This window comes from Flavobacterium sp. 22659 (assembly GCF_052044235.1).
GTDB lineage: Bacteria > Bacteroidota > Bacteroidia > Flavobacteriales > Flavobacteriaceae > Flavobacterium > Flavobacterium johnsoniae.
Map to the genome: position 1 here is coordinate 121948 of NZ_JBQEMU010000004.1, position 22401 is coordinate 144348.

A 22401-nucleotide genomic window follows, 5' to 3' on the forward strand; every position below is an offset into this window, starting at 1 on the left:
CATTTTAATGTACATTTGCACAAAATTTAATGCAAATGAGCACTTTCGAAAAATTCAATCTTCCAAAATCATTACAAAAAGCAGTTGACGAATTAGGGTTTGTTACGCCTACTCCTATTCAGGAAAAATCTTTTTCTGTAATCATGTCTGGACGCGATATGATGGGAATTGCACAAACCGGAACCGGTAAAACTTTTGCTTATTTACTGCCTCTTTTAAAACTATATAAATTTACCCATACCAATACGCCAAAAATCGTAGTGCTTGTACCAACCCGCGAATTAGTAGTTCAGGTGGTTGAAGAAGTAGAAAAGCTGACCAAATATATGTCGGTTAAAACTTTGGGTATTTATGGCGGTGTAAACATCAATACACAAAAAAAAGCCGTTTACGAAGGTGTCGACATTTTGGTTGGAACACCAGGACGTACAATGGATTTAGCACTTGATGCTGTCGTTCGTTTTGACGAAACTCAAAAATTAGTAATCGACGAGTTTGACGAAATGCTGAATTTAGGTTTCAGACCACAGCTGACTTCACTTTTTGCAATGATGAAAACCAAACGTCAAAACATTCTGTTCTCGGCAACGATGACAGATGAAGTTGATGATATCTTAAATGATTATTTTGATTTCCCGGAAGAAGTAACATTAGCACCATCTGGAACACCGCTTGAAAAAATTACACAGTTTACTTATAATGTACCAAACTTCAATACAAAAGTAAATTTGCTGAAACATTTATTAGAAACAGACGAAAGTATGAATCGTATTTTGGTTTTCGTAAACAACAAAAAAATTTCGGATATGCTTTTCAATCGTATTGATGAGCTTTTTGAAGGTCAGTTTGGTGTTATCCACTCTAATAAATCTCAAAATTACCGTTTGAGCACAATGGCTGAATTTCAGGAAGGAAACCTTCGCGGTTTAATTACAACCGACGTTATGGCAAGAGGTTTGGATATTTCGAATATCACTCACGTAATTAACTTCGAACTTCCGGAAGAACCTGAATTGTATATGCACAGAATTGGTCGTACAGGTCGTGCAGATGCAACTGGAACTGCTATTAGTTTTGTTACACCAAGAGAAGAAGAATTCAAAATTGAAACTGAACTTTTAATGGATCAGGAACTTAAAATTTCTGATTTTCCTGAAGAAGTAGAAATTTCTGAAAAATTGATTGAAGCTGAAAAAGATAAACTGCCAAGAAAGTTTTTATTGAAAAAACCCAAACTTGAAGGTGACGGTGCTTTTCACGAAAAATCTAAGAAGAATCAAAAAATTAATCTGGGCGGTCCTTCAAAAACCAAAAAGAAAACGCACGGATCAGTTAATAGAAATATGCTGAAAACGAGAAATGAGAAGAAGAAAAAAAATAATAAGTAACTTTTTTTTAGTTACAAAGGTTCAAAGGAACAAAGTGACAAAGTAATAAAAAAGGCTCAAAAGTACAGTTATAAACCTCTGTACCTTTGAGCCTTTGTTACTTTTAACCTTTAAAAACTATATTTTCGTAAAAACCAATCCAACAGGCGAACACAATTGAATTCTTTTTCCAGTATCAGTAAGTTTTCCTGTTGTGATATCTCTTTTAAAAATTACAATATCATTTGTGTATTGATGTCCCACTAAAAGATAATTTCCAGTTGGATCAATAGCAAAATCTCTTGGGCCTTTTCCTAAAGTACTTTGCTGTTCTACCTGTTCAATACTTCCGGTTTTAAGAATTTTATAAACTGTAATCGAATTTGCATCTACACGATCAGAAACATATAAAAAGTTTCCGTCAGGAGAAATTTTTATCGCAGCTGCTCCCGTTCCGCCTTTAAAATCTTTTGGAAGAATACTTGTTTCTGCAATTTGCTTTAAACTTCCGGTTTTATCATAACTAAAAGAAGTAAGCGTTCCATCTAATTCCTGAACCAGATAAACAAATTTCCCGTCTTTACTAAAAGTCAAATGTCTTGGACCGCTTCCTGGTTTTACATCAACACTGCTTTTTAAAGTCAGAATTTCATTTTTAGAAACTGGATTATATTTATAAATAAAAATTTTATCCAATCCTAAATCATTTACCAAAACAAACTTTTTATCCGGAGAAAAAGTAACCATGTGTACGTGTGCTTTTTCCTGACGTGCAGCATTTGGACCTTTTCCTTCATGCTGAATCAGCTGCTGTACCTCTGAAATACTTCCGTCTGCATTCTTTTTATAAACAACAATACTTCCGCCGGAATAATTGGCTGCAATTACATTTTTATCGTCATTAATTAAATGACACGGATCTGCTCCTAAAGCATCATTTTTATTTAATAAACTAATTTTTCCCGAAGCAGAATCATAACTAAAGGCACTTACAGTACTATGGCTTCCGTTTTCGTTTACAGCATAAATAAATTTATTATCTGCTGATACTGATAAATAACTTGGACTTACCACACTCTCAGAAGATTTCTTCAATTTAAAATCACCAGATGAAGCATCAAATTCGTAAACGTAAATTCCGTTGCTCTGGCATGTATTGGTGTAGGTTCCAACCAATAGGTTAAATTTATTCTGCGCTTTTGCCGTTGTGAAAGCTAAAGCAGAAAATAATACAAGATATATTTTTTTCATAGTTTGTTTTTTTTGAATAGCTAAAATACACATTAAAATCTTTTAGAAATAGTTTCTTTGTTACAAAAGAAATTACAAAAGTTACATTTCTGTGCTTTTTTTCAACGTACAAGTTATATAAACCTATTTTAATTTCATTCTAAACTTTCCTTGCTCTCTTATATAAACTTATATGGTTTAAATAATTTTTAATTTGTATTTTTGACCTGCATCTTCGCGAAAAATAAAACGTAGCGAAGTAAATCGAAGCCAGAATGCACTTTAAACACCCCGAAATTCTATACTTTCTGTTTTTATTGATTGTTCCAATTTTGGTTCATTTATTTCAATTACGACGTTTTAAAACTTCTTATTTTACCAATGTTCGTTTCTTAAAAGAACTTGCAATACAAACCCGTAAAAGTTCTAAAATCAAAAAACGTTTATTGCTTGCCACTCGTATTTTACTGCTTACCTGTGCTATAATCGCTTTTGCACAGCCTTTTTTTGAGGCGAAAGACAGCAAAAATGCCTCAAACGAAATGTACATTATTTTAGACAATTCGTTTAGCATGCAGGCAAAAGGCAAAAAAGGAGAATTATTAAAACGTGCCGTTCAGGAATTACTCGAAAACACGCCCGAAACTGCTCAGTTTTCATTACTTACAAATACCGAAAACTACTGGAATACAGATATTAAATCAGTAAAAAGTTCTTTACAGAATTTAAAATACAGTGCCGCGCCATTTGAACTTTCGTCGATTATGGCAAAAGTAAAAGCGCACAAATCTGCATATAATAAAGATATTGTAATTATTTCTGATGCAGTTGGCTTAACTGAAAATGATATTAAAAATATTGACACTGGAGAAAAACCTTATTTCATAATTCCCGAAGCTGAACAAAAAAACAATGTGTCTATTGACAGCGTTTACATTAATCAGACTTTAGAGAATTTCTACGAAATTGGTGTTGATTTATCAGGCTACGGAGAAGATTTCAAGCCCATTTCTACAGCATTATACAATCAAAACAAACTGATTGCCAAAACAATCATAAATTTTGATACAAAGAAAAAGAAAATCAGCTTCACGATTCCAAAAGAAGCTTTTCATGGTTATGTTTCAATAGAAGACAATGGTTTGACTTACGATAATAAATTGTTTTTCAGCATTTCTAAAAACAAAAAAACAAACGTAATCAGCATTGGCGAACCTGAAAAAAGTAATTTCTTATCAAGAATTTATACTTCTGCCGAATTCAATTACAACAATTACTCTATCAGTTCTCTGGATTACAACAGTTTAGAGAAACAAAATACGATAATCTTAAACGAATTAGCTGAAATTCCGCAGGCTTTGCAGACCACTTTAAAAGCATTTGTTTCAAAAGGCGGTAATTTAGTTGTAATTCCTTCTGAAAAAACTTCAGTTTCAAATCTAAATTCGTTTTTAGGAAATTTTGGAAAAGTTCAGTTTAACAATCTAAAAACAGAAAGTAAACTCATTACCAAAATTAATTTTGATCATCCGTTATTTTCTGGTGTTTTCGAAAATAAAATTACAAATTTTCAATATCCAAAAACAAATAGTTCATTTGATATTTCAAGCCCATATCCGGCTGTTTTATCTTATGAAGATCAAAGTGCATTTGTAACGGCAGTTCAAAATCCTACAGCTGGAATTACAGTTTTTTCGGCTCCTATAAATGCCTCAAATTCAAATTTTCAGCAATCGCCTCTAATTGTACCGTTGTTTTACAAAATAGCACAGCATAATCAAAAAACTGGTGTAAATGCCTTGACAATTGGAAATAACCAGCCTTATTTTGTTGATGTTTTATTGACAAAAGATGCTATTTTGGAAGTAAAAGGAACTGAAGATTCGTTTATTCCGATTCAGCAGATTTTGAACAACAAAGTCAAATTAACGTTTAATGATTTCCCTGAAACAGCTGGAAATTACAGCATTTTTGATAAAAAAGAATGGGTTGAAAATTTGAGTTTTAATTATAAAAGAACCGAAAGTGATTTGAGTAAGGTAAACACAAATGTAGTTTCTGATTTTAAAACTGCCGATACGATTTCGACCATTTTTAACACCTTACAAACTGAGCGTACCGACAGTCAAATTTGGAAATGGTTTGTTATCTTTGCACTGTTATTTTTAGCATTAGAAATGGCAATTATAAAATTTGTAAAATAATTTTTTCACCATTAAAGAACATTAAGAATATTAAGCTTTCTCTTTATTAACTTAATTCTTCATGGTTCAAAAAAATTAAGCACTAATGTTTTAAAAATAATTTTACTTTTTACAGAAATCATTTTACGACAAAAAAATATTTACATATGAAAATAATCATCAAAAGCGCCAAAATTATCGACTCAAAAAGTCCGTTTCACAACCAGACCGTTGATCTTTTAATTGCAGATGGTTTAATAGAAAAAATAGGAGTTTCTCTTCCCGATGATGGTGCCGAAATAGTTCGATTTGATGATCTGTATGTTTCTCAGGGATGGTTTGACAGCAGTGTTTCTCTTGGAGAACCTGGTTACGAAGACAGAGAAACCATTGCAAACGGACTTAACGTTGCCGCAAAAAGCGGTTTTACAGCAATTGGTTTACAGCCAAACTCCTTACCTGTTATCGACAACCAGTCGCAGGTAAGTTTTGTAAAAAACAAAGCAAATGATTTTGCGACAGAAATTTTCCCAATTGGAGCTTTAACTAAAGCAAGTGAAGGAAAAGATATGGCAGAACTTTTTGATATGAAAAACGCCGGCGCAATCGCTTTTGGAGATTATAACAAAAGTATCGACAACGCTAATATCCTAAAGATCGCTTTGCAGTATGTACAAGATTTTGACGGATTGGTAATTGCTTATTCACAAGACCCGAATATTAAAGGAAACGGCGTTGCAAACGAAGGAATCGTTTCTACAAGATTAGGTTTAAAAGGAATTCCAAATCTAGCCGAAGAACTGCAAATTTCAAGAAACTTGTTTATATTGGAATATACAGGCGGAAAACTTCACATTCCAACTATTTCAACAGCAAAATCGGTAGAATTAATTAGAGAAGCTAAAGCTAAAGGCTTAAATGTAACAGCAAGCGCATCTGTACACCATTTGGTTTTAACCGATGAAAAACTAGACGGTTTTGATACTCGTTTTAAAGTTACGCCGCCATTAAGAACTGAGGTTGACAGACAGGCTTTACTAAACGGAATCGCCGATGGAACTATCGACATGATCACTTCTGACCACAACCCAATTGATATTGAATTCAAAAAAATGGAATTTGATACAGCCAAAAACGGAACAATTGGTTTAGAAAGTGCTTTTGGAGCATTATTAACCATTTTACCAGTTGAAACGATAGTTGCAAAACTAACTGCAGCAAGAATGGTTTTTGGTCTTGAAAATCACACTATTCAAGAAGGATCAAAAGCAAATATCACTTTATTTACAACCGAAGGTAAGTCAACTTTTACGAAAGAAAACATTCTTTCAAAATCTAAAAATTCTGCTTTTTTAGGAACTGAACTTAAAGGTTCTGTGTACGGAATTTTAAATCAAAATCAACTTGTTACAAAATAATACAATGAACAATACAATAGAAGAGGGAAAATCAATCGCTATTACCAGTTATATTTTAATTATTGGCGTTTTGATTGCAATGTCTATGAATTCTGAAAATAAAAACAGTTTTGCGTCTTTTCACATTCGCCAGGCTTTAGGTTTATCACTGACTTTTATTTCTTTTGGAGCGATCATCAGCAATTTTGACAGCTTTTATATCACTTTCCCAATGTGGATCTGTATTTCGATTCTTTGGACATATGGGATTTTCAGCGCTATTCAAGGCCAGATGAGACCAATTCCTTTAGTTGGAAATGTATTTCAAAAATGGTTTAAATCTATTGGATAAATATTCGGGATTTTGAACTTCCAAAAAATAAATCTGTTCAAATCAGCGTATAAATTTAGAACACAGATAACACGGATTTGCAAGCAAAAACACGGATTTCAACGGATTTATCTAATAACATCATCAACAAAGTTTGTTAAAGTTAACAACTAAAAATTGAGACTGCGACTGAAAATCAACAATTCACAATTTACAATTCACAATTAAAAATATGAGTCTATCTTTAGAATACAAAATAAGAGAACCAAAAGTAATTTTAGATAAAAATCCGTTGTTACTTTTATTACACGGATACGGAAGCAATGAGGCTGATTTATTCTCATTTGCATCTGAACTTCCTGATAATTATTATATAATTTCTGCAAGAGCGCCTTATGATTTACAATATGGAGCTTATGCCTGGTACGCGATTAATTTTGATGCAGATCAGAATAAATTTTCAGACAATGAGCAAGCCAGAACTTCAAGAGATCTAATTGCGGGTTTTATTGATGAATTAGTGGCAAATTATCCAATTGATGCCAACAATGTGACTTTGATTGGTTTCAGCCAGGGATCTATTTTAAGCTATGCGACAGCACTTTCTTATCCTGAAAAAATTCAGAGAGTTGTGGCTATGAGCGGTTATTTTAATGAAGAAATTATAAAAGAAGGTTTTGAAAATAATGATTTCAAAAACCTAAAGTTTTTTGCTTCACACGGAACTGTAGATCAGGTTATTCCAATTGAATGGGCTAGAAAAACTCCGGCAATTTTAGAAAAATTAAATATTCCGGTTACGTATAAAGAATATCCTGTTGGTCACGGCGTTGCACCGCAGAATTTCTTTGATTTTAAAAATTGGTTAACACTATAGTTTATTGAAGGAAATATCTTTCATTTTAATTTAATTTTTCATTTTTAAGTTTTAACTTTGAAGCCAAAAAGTTGACTCATTTGTATTGAGTTTACAATAAATTTAAATGGCTATGAGCAAATTTCCTGAAATATTAACTGATGAAAAAATCAAAGAAAATAAACCTGATTTTAGAAAAGCTTTATTTTCTTTAGATAAGAATTTGATTGATAAAAACAATATTAGTCATCTAATAAGAATTTATTCTACTACAAAACATCTTGATATAAGAAATAAAATATTAAGATTATTATATGACTGCGATTTTCCAGAATTAAAAGATTTCTTTAATAATGCTTATAAAAAAGAAAGGTATCTGGACATGAAGATATATGCTCTTCGCGGGCTTGCAAAATTTATATCTGAAAAAGAGATAGAAAAGCTTCTGATAAAATTTAATGAAATATTAAAAAAAAGACAGGTAACTACGCCTTATAATTATCAGGAATATGAGCTATTAAGAGGAAAAAATGCTTTACCATACCTCGCTGATAAATATAAATACAATTGTTTCAAAGTAACTTTAGATCAGGTAAATGAGCAATATGAAGTAATGCCGGAAGTGTTTAAAGGAATTTTTACAATAGATGAAAACGGAGAATTTATACAATTGAAACAACCTGAGGAAACTTCAAAATCATTGACTGCCTTTTTTGATAACAAATAAAAGACTTTAGTCAAATTAAAAAAGTAAATATGTCAGATTGGTTTAGAAAAAAAACATGGGCGAAAGATGATGAAGAGCATTTTTTTACCAAACTTTCACGTGCAAGAAAAAATGGACGTGCGCAATATCTAAAAATTCAGGCTATTGAATTATTGTACACTAAAGACAATAAACTTTTAAACATTGCAAAAGAATTACTTCAAAAAGTTCTTGATGACTATCCTGACAATAATTTGGAGAAAAGTTCTGTTTATAAAACTTTTGGAGATATTTTTTTACTTGAAAAAAATTTAGAAAAGCAATCGAATATTATAGAAAAGCAATTGATTTTGAAAAAGTTTATCCAAACGTAAAAACAAATTCCGATATAATTTATTCTGAGTTAATTATCAAAAATAAATTAACTAATGAATATTTAAATGTAGAAAAGATATTAGAAGAGAAAATATCGGGTTTATTATTTCCTATTGATAAGTATAAAGTTTTTTCGATGCTGGCAATTCTAAATTATTACAATTCCAACATTCAAACTGCAAAAGAATATGCTCTGTTAGCAAATGAAAATGCACAGGCTGAAACTTCCGGATTACGTTATCATAAACACTTAGGAATCGTTTCTGAAAGAGATGACTTTTTTGATCGAATAATAAATAAATTATAGTAAAAAAAAGTCGCAGTTTTCAGCCCAACAACTGAGACTGAAAACTGCGACTGTAAACTTTATTCCCCAGTATAAAGAATCTTCCCTGCTTTCTTCAAAACATATCCTTTCCATGGAATTAACTGCCAATCGCCATTAATCCACGAATCTCCTTCTGATTTTCTTTCTAAAATTATTGATTCTTTTTGAGTATCTAAGAAAAGTTCTGCTTTATTTCCTTCGAAGATTACGTAAGAAACTGTAGTATAGGTTTTACCATCATCGTAATGCGACAGTTTTGTTCCTTCAAAAACTCTAATACATTCTTTTTTAAGCGTTGACCAGGTATAGCCGGCTGAACCTTTACATCCATGTTCATCAGAATCTCCTCCAACTAATTTCTTTTCCTGCGGTTCTTTTACAACAGTATTTTCTTGAGAAACTTTTTTAGCACAAGAAAATCCCGCAATTGCAATAATCGTTAACAAAAACATCTTTTTCATAATCCTATCTATTTTATTGGGTCAAAAAAAATAGGATAAAAAATCCTATTTTTGATATAACCAAGTTTGATTTACTTCAAAGGTAATGTTATCATCATTATCAACAAAGTATTTTAACAAGACTTCTCCCCATAATTCTCCGTTACTGTAATCTGCAATGATCCAACGGTGGTTTAAAAGTTTTACTTTGTTAATGATAAATTTATTTGGACCTATTTGGTCTTGTCCTGTATATGGATTCCCTTTTGGATTTGCATTAAAATCTAATAATTTCTCTGTTACAACCGGAATCAGTTTTTCAAATAAAATTACTTTTCCTCCAGATGCACTGTTATCAAAATAGTTTTGTGCATTTTCGTTGTGTTCCAAAGAAAAATAATCTGCTTCGGCTAATTTAGCTGAAACCAAATTAATGCTGTCTCTTAGCTTTTTAGTTGTTTTCTCATATCTTTCTTCACCAAATTTAACTTCGCGGCTATAAAACATGTATGTAAAAACATTCATTAATATCGCAAGGATAAAAAGGTAAAGCATTAAGGATTTTTTCATTTTTGTGGTATAATTAAATTGTAATTTCTAAATTATCGTAAGCCAGAAAAACATTTTCCGGAAGTTGTTTCTGCACTTCTTCATGAAAACCTAATACGTGGCTGATATGTGTTAAATACGCTTTTTCTGGTTTTACCAAATTAATAAAATCCAGTGCTTCCTGAAGGTTAAAGTGAGTGTCGTGAGGTTCTACACGCAAGGCATTTACCACTAAAACTTTTAAACCTTTTAGTTTATCAATTTCAGCTTGTTCAATCGTTTTTACATCGGTTAAATATGCAAAATCCTGAATGCGGTATCCAAAAACCTGTAAATCACCATGCATCGCGTTTATTGGGATCGCTGTTTTATCTCCAACGGCAAAGGATTCGTTGTTTTTAACTTCAATAGTTTTTACGCTTGGCGCTCCGGGATATTTATTTACAGTTTCAAAAACATAATCAAAACGACGTCTTAAATTATCTAGAACGCGTTTATGCCCGTAAATAGGAATTTCTCCCTGACGGAAATTAAACGGACGTATATCATCTAAACCAGCTGTATGATCTGAATGTTCGTGAGTAAATAAAATAGCATCGAGTTTACGGCATCCGCAGGAAAGCATTTGCTGCCTGAAATCGGGACCACAATCGATTACATACGAATGCTCCTCCCATGTAATCCAGATGGATACACGGAATCTTTTGTCCTTAGCATCAGTGCTTTTACAAACGGGATGATCGATTCCGATGATAGGAATGCCTTGAGAAGTACCAGTACCTAAAAAATAGACCTTCAATTGAACTTATTTTTTTTACAAAAATAGGATTATTTCCTTTCATTAAAAGCCTAATTTACTAACTTTGTAACAAATCTATTTAAAATAAAATGGGTACAGAAATAAAACTCAAAGGTGACAAAGTCATCGAACAGATTCCTTCTATAAAAGACAAAGCATTACGCATTAATTTAAACGAGAATATTTACGGAACATTTGCTGAAATTGGAGCTGGACAAGAGACAGTTAGACATTTTTTCAGATCCGGAGGTTCATCAGGAACTATTGCAAAAGCGATGTCTGCCTATGACAAAGATTTTAGCGACGCCGTTTATGGTGCTGAAAACGACGGAAGATATGTTACTGAAGAGCGTTTAAAAAAAATGCTTACCCATGAAGGACAGATCATTGAAGAGCGTTTAAGCCGCGAAAAACATCCAACCAAACTTTTTTTCAGTTACGCCAATACGGTCGCTACAATAGATTTTGCTAAACAATTTAAAGGTCACGGATGGGTTGGAATTCGATACCAAATTGAACCAGACGAAGCTTACAACGAAATTATTCTTCATATTCGTTTTAAAGAGACTGATGCAAGATTACAACAAGAAACACTTGGAATTTTAGGTGTAAACTTAATTTACGGTGCTTTTTACAAATACAACGATCCAAAACGATTACTTCGTTACTTATACGATCACTTAGACAAAGATCAGTTAGAAATTGACACTATTAACTTTTCCGGACCTCGTTTTGCAGATGTTGATAATCGTTTGATGAGTTTACAACTGGTTAAAAACGGAATGACTGATGCGGTGATGTTTAATCCTGAAGGGAAAAACATTCTGCCTGCTGCTATTCTTTACAAAAAGAACCTTTTAGCTTTAAGAGGAAGTTTCCGCCCGGTTACGAAAGTAAACATGGACATGTATGAGAAATCATTAGAAATGTTCCTTAAAGAAAATAAAGTAGAAAAAAATAACACTCTTGTTGTTTTTGAAATCACACTTTCAAATTTACGTTCAGATGGTGAGATTGACGAACGTGATTTTATGGATAGAGCCGAACTGCTTTGTTCATTAGGACAAACGGTTATGATCTCGAATTTCCAGGAGTATTACAAAGTAGTAGAATATTTCGCTAATTATACTAAAGCCCGTATGGGACTGGCAATGGGTGTAAACAACCTTGTTGATATTTTTGACGAGAAATACTACCGCCATTTGAGCGGAGGAATTCTTGAAGCGTTTGGAAAATTATTCTATCGTGATATGAAAGTATTCTTATATCCAATGTTAGATGAAGATGGTGTATTGATGAATTCAAACAACTTAAAAGTACACCCAAGAATGAAAGAACTTTACAAGTTCTTTAAGTTTAACGGAAAAGTTGTTGACATTGAAGATTACGATCCGGATAATTTATCAGTATTCTCTCGTGAAGTTCTAAAAATGATCAATCAGGGTAAAAAAGGCTGGGAACCTATGCTTCCAAGCGGTATTTCAGAGATTATAAAAGAACATCATCTTTTTGGATATCATCCTCAGAAAGAATTAGAACAAAATACATAATAAAAAAAGTCCCTTTATTGGGACTTTTTTTTGTTTCAAGTTTCAAGTTATTGTTGGAGCGGGTATTTTTTTACCGCAAAGCACGCTAAGTTTTTTTATGGGCCAAACTTAATAAATGCGCAAAGTTCGCAAAGCTTTATACAGATTTAGCTTTGCGAACTTTGCGGGTTTCAGCTCAAGCTCAAGCAAAAAAACTCAGCGTGCTTTGCGGTAAAACTAAGCGTTAAGTAAAACAACTTGAAACATGAAACTTGAAACAAAAAAACTCTATTTCAAAATCTGCGAAGCGTGTTCTTTTGTTTTTACTTTTTCAATTACTTCTTCGATGATTCCTTTTTCATCGATTACAAAAGTAGTTCTGTGAATTCCGTCGTATTCTTTTCCCATAAACTTCTTTGGTCCCCAAACTCCAAAAGCATTAATAACTGCTTTATCTTCATCTGCAATTAACGGAAAAGGAAATTCGTATTTATCTTTAAATTTTGACTGCGCTTTCTGGCTGTCTGCACTTACTCCCAAAAGTTCGTAATTATTTGCTTTAAAGCGCTCAAAATTATCTCTCAAATCGCAGGCTTCAGCTGTACATCCAGGTGTACTTGCTTTTGGATAAAAAAATACTACGAGTTTTTTTCCAGCATAATCTGCCAGTTTATGTGTTTTTCCGTCTTGATCTGTTCCTGAAAAGTTTGGTGCTTTATCTCCGGCTTTTAATGTTGTCATATTTTTATTTTAGATTTTAGGTTTTATTAACTTTCGATTTCAAATTTATGTAATACTAGTTTTGTTTTGTCATCAGGTTCAAACAAAGACGTAAATATTTTATAACATCCCTTTTTAATATTTATTTCCAAATATTGTTTTATTTTCTTATCGAACGAATTAACTGAATCAAACAAAAATTGTTTATCCGAAAAAAAATCAATTATAAATTCAAAATGCCAATTTTCAATCAAATCCAATTCAATATTCAATAAAAAATAATTAACCGAAGCTTTATCTTCTCCATAAATCCATCTTGCTAAAACAGGTTTTTCAGACACAAAAAAGAATGATGTTGATAAAGGTTCATCTGCAATTACTAATACATCTTCATTTTGAACTTTAACAAGTCCTAAATAATTATTAATCATACAAGCCTTTCCGTAATCAGTTTCATTTGGATCTAAAAAATCTTCTACATCTTCTTTAATTTTTGCTAAATATGCGCTTCGTTTTAATATTCCACTCCAAAATTCTGCTGATTTATCAGAAATAAGAACAAGAGGACCTCCTGATGAATCTACCCATTGTAAATTACCCATATTTTATATTATTACTAAACTGCTCAAGTAAAATTTATATTACTTTTACGACTTTAAAATTACGGAAATGAATAAAGAAGCCCGCGTACAATTTGTTATAAATACGTTAAAAGAACTCTACCCTACTATACCTGTTCCTCTTGATCATAAAGACCCATATACTTTATTAATTGCCGTATTGCTTTCTGCACAATGCACAGATGTACGTGTGAACCAGATTACACCTCTTTTGTTTGCAAAAGCAGATAACCCGTATGATATGGTAAAAATGTCAATTGAAGAAATTAAGGAAATTATTCGTCCGTGTGGTTTATCGCCAATGAAATCAAAAGGAATTCATGGTTTATCTGAAATTTTAATTGAAAAACATAATGGAGAAGTACCGCAGAGTTTTGAAGCTCTTGAAGAATTACCAGCTGTAGGACACAAAACAGCAAGTGTTGTAATGTCTCAGGCTTTTGGCGTTCCGGCATTTCCTGTAGATACACATATTCATAGATTGATGCACAGATGGAATTTGTCGAACGGAAAAAGTGTAGCTCAGACTGAAAAAGATGCTAAACGATTATTTCCAAGAGATTTATGGAACGATTTGCATTTACAGATCATTTGGTATGGCCGAGAATACTCTCCTGCCCGTGGATGGAGTCTTGAAAAAGATATCATTACCAGAACTGTCGGCAAAAAATCAATATTAGAAGAAGCTGCTAAAAAGAAAGTTTAGCAGCTTCTGTTTTTTTTACATTCCGTTTTTTAACGCATTGTATTCATTTGTCATATCAAGTGATCGATATACACCTAAAAGTGTTTTTGTAGCTTCTTCATTTTTAGGTTCAATTGTCAATGCTTTTTTAAGATAAGGAATGGCACTTTTTACAATTTCATCTTTTTGTGCACTTAGTTTGTCATACTCTTTCATTTCTTTTGGACTATTGCCCAATTGATTCATCTGATCCAGTATTTCTTTTTTTAACTGCATTTTTACGTAAGCAAGGTTAATACAGCAATCCAGGCAATTTGGATTTAACTGAAGATCGCTTTCGTAATATTTTGCTGCATTGACATAATCATTTCTTTCTAAGTAGCAATATCCTAATGATATAAGAATATCTTCTTTTTTAGACGGAGGCAGAAAATCTCTGGGTTTTTCATAAAGTCCAGCCTGAATATTTGATTCTCGTGCACTTCTTGAAATAAAAGCTTCTTCTGTTTTTGTTTTTTTATTCATCGCATAATAAACCATCCCTTTACCGGTATAATTTATCTTTCTAAGCTCTTCATAATACTTAATTGCAGAAACATAATCTTTTCCGTTTAAAGAAGATCCTGCCGCATTGAAAAGGTTCAAAGTATCTTTTTTATCTATCAGATAAACTTCATAACTTTTAGCCGCGCTTTCTTTAAATTTTCCTGCTTTGTAATCACTAAATGCTCCGTCTACCAATGTAGATTTCATACCTTTTAAAGCTAAATTGGCTTTGAAAGCATATTTGTAATTACGGGAATCATTTTCATACAGAAGAACATCCTGATAAGCACTGGAAGCCTGAGCAAAATTATTTATTGCATCTATATTTTTTGCTGCTAAATCTTTGCAGATGTTTCCTTTTAAATAAAAGAAATCCGACTTATCTGAATCTGATGCATTTATGATCAAATATTCTGTTTTTTTTAAAACTGCTAATGCCTCTTCGTTTTTTCCTTTATCATATAAAGACTGGGCTTCTTTTATCTGGTCTTTTTGAGCAAATGCTCCTACTGTTACCAATAGAAATATTGATAACACAATAAGGTTATTTTTCATTTCTTGTAAAGTTTTGTTATTAAATAGACTGGGGTTTTAAAAGATTTTACGTTTAATAAAATCCTGCTCTTAATAAGTATTAAGGTCTAAACAAAACTAAAATGAAGCTGAGTAGTTTTTCGCCATACAATTACTGGTATTAAATTAAACATTTATTACTGGTTGGTTAGTTGGTTTATATTAAAAGTAAACATTACTCATTTTTACTGAAATAAAAATTACTTTTTAACTAAAATAAAATTAATAATCGAAAAAACTAACAAATAAGAGTAAAAATTAAAAACTTTAACAAATAACAATAAAAAACCACCAAAAACCTTACATTATTTAAATTTCACCAAGTTTATTGCATAAAAAAACTCACTATCTGTATCTGCATACAAATAGTGAGCTTTTAACCAAAACGACCATTTGGTTTTTCTTTCGAAATAAACATCCGACCAAAGCAGCGGGCTGTTTAATTAGCTATGATTTCAAAACTTTTATCTTCGATTTTCACAACTTTTAAAGCTTGTGAATAACTTAATAAAAAAGAAACTACTTCTTTTTTAGGTTTTAAATCTTTAGAAGCTAATGCTTTTTTTGAGTAAATTTTCGCCATACTGTGTTAGTGTTTTATTATAGTATAACGGGCTAATTTTCAAAATAGTATTAGTTGGTCAAAATAATTTGATGTTTGTCGATAATTTTTCTCAAATTCATCAACGCATAACGCATTCTTCCTAATGCTGTATTGATACTTACGTCTGTTAATTCTGATATTTCTTTAAAGCTCATGTCCTGATACATTCTCATTACCAAAACTTCTTTTTGGTCTTCCGGAAGTTCTTCAATTAGTCTTTTTAAGTCCACCTCAACCTGATCTACAATCATTCTGCTTTCGATGTTTAACGAATCATCAGACATAATTGAGAATATTGAAAACTCTTCGGTTTCTCTGTACATTGGCATCTTTTTGGTTTTGCGAAAGTGATCCACAATTAAGTTGTGTGAAATACGCATTACCCACGGAAGAAATTTACCTTCTTCGTTATAAGAATTGCTTTTTAATGTTTTTATCACTTTAATAAAAGTGTCTTGGAAAATATCATTTGAAATATCTCTATCAGCAATCTTAGAATATATAAAACCATATATCTTAGATTCGTGCCTTTTAATTAATGTTGCAAGAGCAGCTTCACTGCCTTCAACATAATTTTTTACTAATAGAGCGTCTGGAGTATGCAGATCAGCCATAATACTACTTTTTTAGTTTTAATAATTTGGAGTAATTCTAAAAAGTAATTTTATTTTATAGGCGGATCTTTTTTTTGAGTTATGTTAATATTGTGACCAAATTTAACAAATATTTATTTTAAAAAGCAAACAAAAACAATAATAATTAACAATAAATCGTTAAGTTTTTTACTGCAAAGTTTTATTTCATTAAAAATAGTTAAAAAAATAGATTTAAAAAAACTATTTGCAACATTTAAAAAACAGATGTAAATAACTTACAATTAATCACTTAAACTACTTACACCTGCTTTATTACTGAAATTTTAAGGTATTATTTTTTATTGGTAAACTCGTATATAATCTACGTAATATTTTTGCGGTAACACAGAATCATCTACTTCCGGACCTCCAAAATTGCCTCCAATTGCCAAATTTACAATGATATAAAATGGTTTATCAAAAGGCCATGTGTCTTCATTTTTCACTTCCGGATTGAAGGTGTAAACTAAAGTTGTATCAACAAAAAAATCAATTTTGTCTTTGTTCCACTCAATGGCATATACATGATAACCTTCTTCAATATTTGGAAATTCTGTACGTTTTGTATTGATTGTATTTCCATGGCTGTCTTGCGTATGCAGGGTTGTGTAAACCATATGAGGATCTCTGCCTATATATTCCAAGATATCAATTTCACCTGTTTTTGGCCATTTTACCTCATCAATATTAGCTCCAAGCATCCAAAACGCCGGCCATAAACCATGCCCGATTGGCAGTTTTGCCCTTGCTTCAATTCTGCCGTATTTAAATTCCTTTTTGCCTTTTGTAGTAATTTTGGTCGAAGTATATGTATTTCCTTCTTTTCTGGCTTCAATAATTAAATTTCCATCTTTTATTTCGTGGTTTGTTTTGGTATAAATCTGTCTTTCATTATTTCCGTAACCACATAAATCTGGACAGCCGTCGCCAAGTTCAAAATTCCAGTCTTTTTCGTTTATATTTTTTTTACTGAAATTTTCTTCCCAGACTAATTTTCTTTTTGTTTCCTGTGCATACGAAAAATTACAGATTAACAGCAGTAAAACTATTTTATTCATATTCTTTTTTTAATTAAGAAGGCCAGCCTAAACTGACCTTCTCAGAATTACTAATTAATTAACTCAACTTATTGATATACTCTAACATAATCAACTTCCATAGAAGATTGTGAAAAAGCACCATCAATAGCTCCACCCAAATTACCTCCCATTGCAACATTTAAAATCAAGAAAAAGCTGCTGTTAAAAGGTAATGATGCAGTATTTGCCAGGGTATGAATCAGTGTATCATCAACATAAATTGAGATAGATTCCGGACTCCAGATTGTTTTATAAACATGAAACTCTGTAGATACATTTGGAATTGTTTTCGATGCTGTATCTGCGTTTCCGCCAAAACGTGCCGGATAATGAAATGTACCGTGAATCACGTTCTGATTGTTTCCTACGTGTTCCATAATATCAATTTCTCCGCAGGCAGGCCATGGTTTTGTTGCATAATTCTGCCCAAGCATCCAGATAGCCGGCCAGGTTCCGCCGCCAGAAGGCAGTTTGGCACGAACCTCAACTTTACCATATGTAAAAGAATATTTTCCATCTGATTTAAGTCTTGCCGAAGAATAATCTGCTCCGCCAGAAGCTTCTTTTTTAGCTGTAATAATTAAGCTTCCGCCTTGTACTTTTATGTTTGAAGCTGAACTGGTATAATTTTGTTTTTCATTATTTCCCCAGCCGTTATCGCCTCTTCCTAAATCATAAACCCATTTTGCAGGATCTGGCGCTCCGTCTGTATTAAATTCGTCCTGCCATACAAGATTTGTATAATCTGTTGATGGATTTGGATTTTGATTTGGAGGCGTAGTTGTAAAGGTATGGTACCATGCCAATGCCGGATTTCCGCCCATTACCGCTCTCACTACCATACGATTAGCTGTAAGTGATAAAATCTCATAAGAATTTTGACCAATATAGTAACCCATAAATCCATTGTCTGAGAAGTTCATTGTTGTACCTCTTGTCTGCTCTGCATATTTTGGGTTATTCATTATCACAGATTCAGAAGGGCTTAATGAAACTGTTTTTGCAGCACCAGTGTTATAGCTTAAACACATGTCTTCTGATAAACCAGATGCTCCAGCAACGCTTCCAAAATCTTTATTGAAGAATGTTGCTCCGCCATTATCTAATTGGAATTTAAGCTGATCTCCATCAAGTGAGAATGTCAATACGTTATCGTATAAACAGCTGCTGTTTGGTGAATTTGCTTTTTCAAATGCTCCTGCACTGTAGTAATTAGGGAAGAAGTTTTTCTCTGCATCGCCATCGTTCTGACCTACACCAAGATGTCCTGGTTCTCCGGCTGCCCAATACCATTTTTTAGAAGATCCTCCGGTAAGCAATTGAACGGCCTGATCATCGCTAAAATCACTTTTTACTTCAACATCGATTGTTGTATTTGCTGCTACTCCTCCTGCTCCTGTTGCTACAACAGTTACGGTATAGGTGTTAACTCCTGTTTTGGTAAATCTTTTAGAAATTTTTCCGCTTGGAGCATTATCAGAAGTTCCGTCTGGATATACATATTTATACGAAATAGCATTATCTGCTGTTGCAGCAAACTTTACTATTCCAGATCCGTCTCCATAAGGAGCATCGGCCGTTTTACCAACAATTTCGGCTGTTACCTTTAAATTAGATGGTGTAGTTATTGATCCGAATGTAAAATCGTCTTTCTGACAACCCGTCATCAAGAGAATCGTAAATAGGGATACTATCTTTATAATTAATTTCTTGCTCATGATTTCTTGTTTTAATTGGATTGTTTAATATCATCAAAGTAATACGTTTCTCCTAGTCCGTTTTTGCCGAAATCAGGGAATAGAATTACTCTGTCGTATTTTATACTGCTGTTGAAAGAAGCTGCAGTTGTAAGGTCGAATGTCAATACTTCCCATCCATTAGCAACTGTTGTTAATGCCTGTACTTCTAAATTAACACTTGGATTTCCGTTACCGTCTTTTGGTGAAGTCGAAAGTTCCATTTTGTATAATATTGCAGCACCTGCTTTTGGCGACCAAACTGTTACTTTTACTTTAGTTCCTTTTGAAGCATCAAATGGATTTTCAAGATTTAAACTTGCTCCTCCCCAGGTTTCAGCCCCTGTCTTTTTGTCCAGCTTTACCACTTTATTAGAAACATTAACTCCTGTTTTATTAGGATTTGTAACTACTGAAGCATCTACATTTCCAAATCCGCCCCAAGCGTAAGTTAAAGTTGATTCGAAATCAATTGGCAACCCTATTGATTGAGAAGCTGTTTTATAGAAATAAATATTATCAATATAAACGCTTTTTCCTGCCGTAACAGCATCTAATTTTAATTGGAAAATATCAGCAACTGTAAAACCAGACTGACTTGTAAAGTCTGAAATTGGAATATCTATACTAGTCCATTGGTTTGCTGTAAGATCTTTTACAACCTTTCTTTCTCCATTTGATTTACTAATTGGGAAAATTGCCAGTTTATCTAAATCTGCTGTCCAGATATCCATGTGAAGATATTCCATTCCTGAAACATCAATCGTAACATTATCTGCCAGCGCAATTCCCTGATAATTTAGATTTGTATAGTTAAGCATTTTATCTCCATCTAAATCAAACTCAGCAAATCCTGTTGACTGCCCCCAGTTTGGATAAAAATTAGTTCCTGCAATATCTGTGTATTTAGAACTGAAAATTGAAATAACATCTCCTGCTTGTCTGCCTGGCTGTGCCGGTGCAGATGTAGTTGGGTTCAATACTAATTTTGCCGTAACTTCTTCTGTATGTTCAGTTGTTTTAATAGCAGCACTTTTAGAAACAACTTTAATTGTATAAACTCCTGCAGCCTGATAAGTGTACGAAACTGGTTCTCCATTATTAGCTGAAATTGGATCAGGATGTCCTGCTTCTCCAAAATACACATCATAAAACAAGGCAAAATCAGCGGTTGCTGTAACGGTTATTTTATTAGAAACCAATTTATCATTTGTTACTACAACTTGTAAATTTTCCGGAGCTCTAAAAGAAACAACAACTTCTTTCTCTATTTCAGCTGTTTTGCCGCTAAGTCCTGACGCAATAATTTTCGACTTATAAACGCCTTCTTTGTAAACGTGAGAAACTGTCGATCCAACTCCTATGTAATCAGAATCTGGTGTTCCGTCGCCAAAACTAATTTTGTACTGTGTTGCACCTTCACCTTTTGGCAGGAAGGTAACTTTTCCGGTATTATCCTGCGTAACTGTAATTAAGACCGAAATATTTGCCGGGGCAGCTATTCCGTCTAAATCAATATCTAAGTCATCGTTTGCACAGCCTATGAGTACTGCCAAAACGAAAAAATTTATAATAAAATGTATTTTTTTCATAATTGATGTTTTTTAGTATCCAGGATTTTGTGCCCAGTTTCCGTTAGCAAATTGAATTTCTTCAATTGGAAGTGGAAATAATTCGTTTTTATTCGCTTTAAAGCCAGGGATAGTTCCGGCAGCTTTACCAGTTCTAACCAAGTCAAAGAAACGATGTCCTTCGCCAAAAAGTTCAACTCTTCTTTCGTCTAAAATATTATCAGTCAAAGCTGCTCCCGAAGTTGCAATATCATGATTTGTATCTCCAAAAGCACGTCTTCTTACTTCATTTAAATACGTTCTTGCTTTTCCGTCATCAATTCCTCCTCTGTTATATGCTTCTGCAGCCATTAAAAGTACATCTGCATAACGAATCGCTCTGTAGTTGTTTGGATTTGTTAAGTTCAAATCTCCTGCAGCATCTTTGCTTCTTTTTCTTGGAAGATATTTTCTATTGAAGAAACCTGTATCTTCATTTCCTTTTCCGAATGTGATACCGTTTCCGTTATCATAAGAAGCATTAGCCAAAGCCCATGCATTAATATCTAAAATAGCTACATCTTTGCGTTTATCTCCGCTTTTAAATGCATCATACGATTCCTGAGTTGGAATATTAAAGCTGTATCCAGAAGAGAATAAAGGCCCTGAATAGTTACGAATACCATTAAAACCAACAGCTACGTTTCCTTCACTGCATTGTAAACATCCAAATCCTGCTCCTTCAACATCTGTATACTGCACTTCAAAAACAGATTCTGTTCCGTTTTCTCCTTCTGCTTCAAACATTGCATTATAATCTGTTACCAATTTGTATTTCCCAGAAGTAATTACAGCATCAAGTGAAGCTGCAGCCTGAGCAAATTTATTTTGGTACAAATAGGCTTTTCCTAATAATGCCTGAGCAGCGCCTTTTGTTATGCGTCCCTGCTGCGCTGCATTTGGAGACAGATTAGCAGATGCGAAAATCAAATCGGCTTCAATAGAAGCGTACACTTCCTGAACTGATGAGCGGGGAATTATTTTTTCATCTCCAATTTTAAATCTCGCATCTCCTTTCATCGGGATACCTCCAAACCATTTTACTAACTCAAACTGATAATACGCTCTTAAAAAACGTGCTTCTGCTATGACTTGGGTTCTTCCCGGAAAATCTGTTTTATTTTGAAATTCAAGGATATAATTTGCTCTTTGAACACCGGCAAACATCCAATTCCAGATATCTCTTAAATTACTGTTTACAGGTGTATGAATCATATCATCGATCTGCTGGAAACCAATTACATCGGTTGGGCTTTCTCCTCCGCAAAGTGTATTATCTGAAGCAATTTCTCCTAATAAAACATTTACATAAGAAGACTGCAGTAAATCATAAGCTGCAATTAATGCATTGTCATATTCTTCTTTAGAATTAAAGTAATTCTCAGCATCGATAGAATATTCTGGTTTTGGATCTACAAACTCATCCGAACATGATGTTAGTACGGTCGAGAATAAAACCAGTGTTATAGTGGAAATAAATAAATACTTTTTCATTTTAACTGA

General features: G+C 32.9%; 23 protein-coding genes. 10 read left to right on the forward strand and 13 right to left on the reverse strand.

The window, feature by feature from the left end; all coding sequences use genetic code 11:
* Positions 1–35: 35 nt before the first annotated feature.
* A complete protein-coding gene (locus ACTJIW_RS06075) occupies positions 36–1388 on the forward strand; it encodes a DEAD/DEAH box helicase (protein ID WP_012024518.1) in 1353 nt (450 codons plus the stop codon).
* A 117-nt stretch (positions 1389–1505) separates the two neighbouring features.
* Here ACTJIW_RS06075 and ACTJIW_RS06080 read toward each other — a convergent pair whose 3' ends face one another.
* Positions 1506–2618 (reverse strand): lactonase family protein, encoded by a 1113-nt coding sequence (locus ACTJIW_RS06080; RefSeq protein WP_440714974.1) that lies wholly within the window; start codon positions 2616–2618, stop codon positions 1506–1508.
* 254 nt (positions 2619–2872) lie between these two features.
* On the opposite strand from ACTJIW_RS06080, the gene ACTJIW_RS06085 reads away from it, so the two are divergent.
* The 7 genes from ACTJIW_RS06085 (at position 2873) to ACTJIW_RS06115 (ending at position 8752) form a co-directional block, all read left to right on the forward strand.
* Entirely contained in the window at positions 2873–4801 is a 1929-nt protein-coding gene (locus ACTJIW_RS06085) for a BatA domain-containing protein (RefSeq protein WP_440714973.1), read from the forward strand.
* Positions 4802–4947: 146 nt separating this feature from the next.
* Positions 4948–6198 carry a dihydroorotase gene (locus ACTJIW_RS06090; protein ID WP_440714972.1) on the forward strand — a complete coding sequence of 417 codons (1251 nt, stop codon included), beginning with the start codon at positions 4948–4950 and terminating at the stop codon, positions 6196–6198.
* A 4-nt stretch (positions 6199–6202) separates the two neighbouring features.
* The gene (locus tag ACTJIW_RS06095) at positions 6203–6529 is read left to right on the forward strand and encodes a membrane protein (RefSeq protein ID WP_012024514.1); all 327 of its coding nucleotides are present in this window, start codon (positions 6203–6205) and stop codon (positions 6527–6529) included.
* A gap of 211 nt (positions 6530–6740) precedes the next feature.
* Positions 6741–7385: an alpha/beta hydrolase gene (locus tag ACTJIW_RS06100; RefSeq protein ID WP_440714971.1), complete on the forward strand. Its 645-nt coding sequence runs from the start codon at positions 6741–6743 to the stop codon at positions 7383–7385.
* A gap of 112 nt (positions 7386–7497) precedes the next feature.
* Positions 7498–8091, forward strand: a complete 594-nt coding sequence (locus ACTJIW_RS06105) for a hypothetical protein (RefSeq protein WP_440714970.1) — start codon at positions 7498–7500, stop codon at positions 8089–8091.
* A gap of 29 nt (positions 8092–8120) precedes the next feature.
* The gene (locus tag ACTJIW_RS06110) at positions 8121–8444 is read left to right on the forward strand and encodes a hypothetical protein (protein ID WP_440714969.1); all 324 of its coding nucleotides are present in this window, start codon (positions 8121–8123) and stop codon (positions 8442–8444) included.
* A gap of 137 nt (positions 8445–8581) precedes the next feature.
* Positions 8582–8752, forward strand: a complete 171-nt coding sequence (locus ACTJIW_RS06115) for a hypothetical protein (RefSeq protein ID WP_440714968.1) — start codon at positions 8582–8584, stop codon at positions 8750–8752.
* Positions 8753–8811: 59 nt separating this feature from the next.
* Here ACTJIW_RS06115 and ACTJIW_RS06120 read toward each other — a convergent pair whose 3' ends face one another.
* From ACTJIW_RS06120 to ACTJIW_RS06130, 3 genes are read right to left on the reverse strand one after another with little or no spacing between them, the layout of a single operon-like run.
* Complete coding sequence (locus ACTJIW_RS06120) at positions 8812–9234, reverse strand: hypothetical protein (protein ID WP_262410486.1); 423 nt, start codon at positions 9232–9234, stop codon at positions 8812–8814.
* A gap of 45 nt (positions 9235–9279) precedes the next feature.
* A complete protein-coding gene (locus ACTJIW_RS06125; protein WP_012024509.1) occupies positions 9280–9783 on the reverse strand; it encodes a hypothetical protein in 504 nt (167 codons plus the stop codon).
* Between the two features lie 13 nt (positions 9784–9796).
* Positions 9797–10561, reverse strand: a complete 765-nt coding sequence (locus tag ACTJIW_RS06130) for an MBL fold metallo-hydrolase (RefSeq protein WP_440714967.1) — start codon at positions 10559–10561, stop codon at positions 9797–9799.
* Between the two features lie 89 nt (positions 10562–10650).
* Between ACTJIW_RS06130 and ACTJIW_RS06135 the strand changes: the two genes are divergently transcribed.
* On the forward strand, positions 10651–12111 hold the full coding sequence (locus tag ACTJIW_RS06135) for a TonB-dependent receptor (protein WP_073409682.1): 1461 nt from the start codon (positions 10651–10653) through the stop codon (positions 12109–12111).
* 267 nt (positions 12112–12378) lie between these two features.
* Here the strand turns inward: ACTJIW_RS06135 and bcp are convergent, their stop codons facing one another.
* On the reverse strand, positions 12379–12831 hold the full coding sequence (gene bcp / locus ACTJIW_RS06140) for a thioredoxin-dependent thiol peroxidase (protein ID WP_012024506.1): 453 nt from the start codon (positions 12829–12831) through the stop codon (positions 12379–12381).
* Between the two features lie 26 nt (positions 12832–12857).
* Positions 12858–13412 (reverse strand): Imm21 family immunity protein, encoded by a 555-nt coding sequence (locus ACTJIW_RS06145; RefSeq protein ID WP_012024505.1) that lies wholly within the window; start codon positions 13410–13412, stop codon positions 12858–12860.
* Positions 13413–13479: 67 nt separating this feature from the next.
* Here ACTJIW_RS06145 and ACTJIW_RS06150 point away from each other — a divergent pair, with 67 nt between their 5' ends.
* On the forward strand, positions 13480–14136 hold the full coding sequence (locus ACTJIW_RS06150; RefSeq protein WP_012024504.1) for an endonuclease III domain-containing protein: 657 nt from the start codon (positions 13480–13482) through the stop codon (positions 14134–14136).
* Between the two features lie 15 nt (positions 14137–14151).
* Here the strand turns inward: ACTJIW_RS06150 and ACTJIW_RS06155 are convergent, their stop codons facing one another.
* From ACTJIW_RS06155 to ACTJIW_RS06185, 7 genes are all read right to left on the reverse strand, one after another.
* The gene (locus ACTJIW_RS06155; protein WP_012024503.1) at positions 14152–15216 is read right to left on the reverse strand and encodes a tetratricopeptide repeat protein; all 1065 of its coding nucleotides are present in this window, start codon (positions 15214–15216) and stop codon (positions 14152–14154) included.
* Positions 15217–15673: 457 nt separating this feature from the next.
* Entirely contained in the window at positions 15674–15817 is a 144-nt protein-coding gene (locus ACTJIW_RS06160) for a hypothetical protein (RefSeq protein ID WP_165608771.1), read from the reverse strand.
* 50 nt (positions 15818–15867) lie between these two features.
* Positions 15868–16452, reverse strand: a complete 585-nt coding sequence (locus tag ACTJIW_RS06165) for an RNA polymerase sigma factor (RefSeq protein WP_012024502.1) — start codon at positions 16450–16452, stop codon at positions 15868–15870.
* Between the two features lie 320 nt (positions 16453–16772).
* Positions 16773–17531 (reverse strand): glycoside hydrolase family 16 protein, encoded by a 759-nt coding sequence (locus ACTJIW_RS06170; protein WP_440714966.1) that lies wholly within the window; start codon positions 17529–17531, stop codon positions 16773–16775.
* A 68-nt stretch (positions 17532–17599) separates the two neighbouring features.
* On the reverse strand, positions 17600–19270 hold the full coding sequence (locus tag ACTJIW_RS06175) for a family 16 glycosylhydrolase (RefSeq protein ID WP_440714965.1): 1671 nt from the start codon (positions 19268–19270) through the stop codon (positions 17600–17602).
* Positions 19271–19281: 11 nt separating this feature from the next.
* Positions 19282–20880 (reverse strand): hypothetical protein, encoded by a 1599-nt coding sequence (locus ACTJIW_RS06180; RefSeq protein ID WP_440714964.1) that lies wholly within the window; start codon positions 20878–20880, stop codon positions 19282–19284.
* Positions 20881–20892: 12 nt separating this feature from the next.
* Positions 20893–22392 (reverse strand): RagB/SusD family nutrient uptake outer membrane protein, encoded by a 1500-nt coding sequence (locus tag ACTJIW_RS06185; RefSeq protein WP_440714963.1) that lies wholly within the window; start codon positions 22390–22392, stop codon positions 20893–20895.
* Positions 22393–22401: the final 9 nt, after the last annotated feature.

Excerpts from the sequence above, each read along its gene's own strand:
- ACTJIW_RS06125 (WP_012024509.1), bottom strand. The coding sequence starts at position 9,783 with ATGAAAAAATCCTTAATGCTTTACCTTTTTATCCTTGCGATATTAATG.
- ACTJIW_RS06180 (WP_440714964.1), bottom strand. The coding sequence starts at position 20,880 with ATGAAAAAAATACATTTTATTATAAATTTTTTCGTTTTGGCAGTACTC.
- ACTJIW_RS06085 (WP_440714973.1), top strand. The coding sequence starts at position 2,873 with ATGCACTTTAAACACCCCGAAATTCTATACTTTCTGTTTTTATTGATT.
- ACTJIW_RS06075 (WP_012024518.1), top strand. The coding sequence starts at position 36 with ATGAGCACTTTCGAAAAATTCAATCTTCCAAAATCATTACAAAAAGCA.
- ACTJIW_RS06110 (WP_440714969.1), top strand. The coding sequence starts at position 8,121 with ATGTCAGATTGGTTTAGAAAAAAAACATGGGCGAAAGATGATGAAGAG.
- ACTJIW_RS06185 (WP_440714963.1), bottom strand. The coding sequence starts at position 22,392 with ATGAAAAAGTATTTATTTATTTCCACTATAACACTGGTTTTATTCTCG.
- bcp (WP_012024506.1), bottom strand. The coding sequence starts at position 12,831 with ATGACAACATTAAAAGCCGGAGATAAAGCACCAAACTTTTCAGGAACA.
- ACTJIW_RS06120 (WP_262410486.1), bottom strand. The coding sequence starts at position 9,234 with ATGAAAAAGATGTTTTTGTTAACGATTATTGCAATTGCGGGATTTTCT.
- ACTJIW_RS06105 (WP_440714970.1), top strand. The coding sequence starts at position 7,498 with ATGAGCAAATTTCCTGAAATATTAACTGATGAAAAAATCAAAGAAAAT.
- ACTJIW_RS06155 (WP_012024503.1), bottom strand. The coding sequence starts at position 15,216 with ATGAAAAATAACCTTATTGTGTTATCAATATTTCTATTGGTAACAGTA.
- ACTJIW_RS06090 (WP_440714972.1), top strand. The coding sequence starts at position 4,948 with ATGAAAATAATCATCAAAAGCGCCAAAATTATCGACTCAAAAAGTCCG.
- ACTJIW_RS06135 (WP_073409682.1), top strand. The coding sequence starts at position 10,651 with ATGGGTACAGAAATAAAACTCAAAGGTGACAAAGTCATCGAACAGATT.
- ACTJIW_RS06080 (WP_440714974.1), bottom strand. The coding sequence starts at position 2,618 with ATGAAAAAAATATATCTTGTATTATTTTCTGCTTTAGCTTTCACAACG.
- ACTJIW_RS06175 (WP_440714965.1), bottom strand. The coding sequence starts at position 19,270 with ATGAGCAAGAAATTAATTATAAAGATAGTATCCCTATTTACGATTCTC.
- ACTJIW_RS06150 (WP_012024504.1), top strand. The coding sequence starts at position 13,480 with ATGAATAAAGAAGCCCGCGTACAATTTGTTATAAATACGTTAAAAGAA.
- ACTJIW_RS06095 (WP_012024514.1), top strand. The coding sequence starts at position 6,203 with ATGAACAATACAATAGAAGAGGGAAAATCAATCGCTATTACCAGTTAT.
- ACTJIW_RS06145 (WP_012024505.1), bottom strand. The coding sequence starts at position 13,412 with ATGGGTAATTTACAATGGGTAGATTCATCAGGAGGTCCTCTTGTTCTT.
- ACTJIW_RS06160 (WP_165608771.1), bottom strand. The coding sequence starts at position 15,817 with ATGGCGAAAATTTACTCAAAAAAAGCATTAGCTTCTAAAGATTTAAAA.
- ACTJIW_RS06115 (WP_440714968.1), top strand. The coding sequence starts at position 8,582 with ATGCTGGCAATTCTAAATTATTACAATTCCAACATTCAAACTGCAAAA.
- ACTJIW_RS06165 (WP_012024502.1), bottom strand. The coding sequence starts at position 16,452 with ATGGCTGATCTGCATACTCCAGACGCTCTATTAGTAAAAAATTATGTT.
- ACTJIW_RS06170 (WP_440714966.1), bottom strand. The coding sequence starts at position 17,531 with ATGAATAAAATAGTTTTACTGCTGTTAATCTGTAATTTTTCGTATGCA.
- ACTJIW_RS06100 (WP_440714971.1), top strand. The coding sequence starts at position 6,741 with ATGAGTCTATCTTTAGAATACAAAATAAGAGAACCAAAAGTAATTTTA.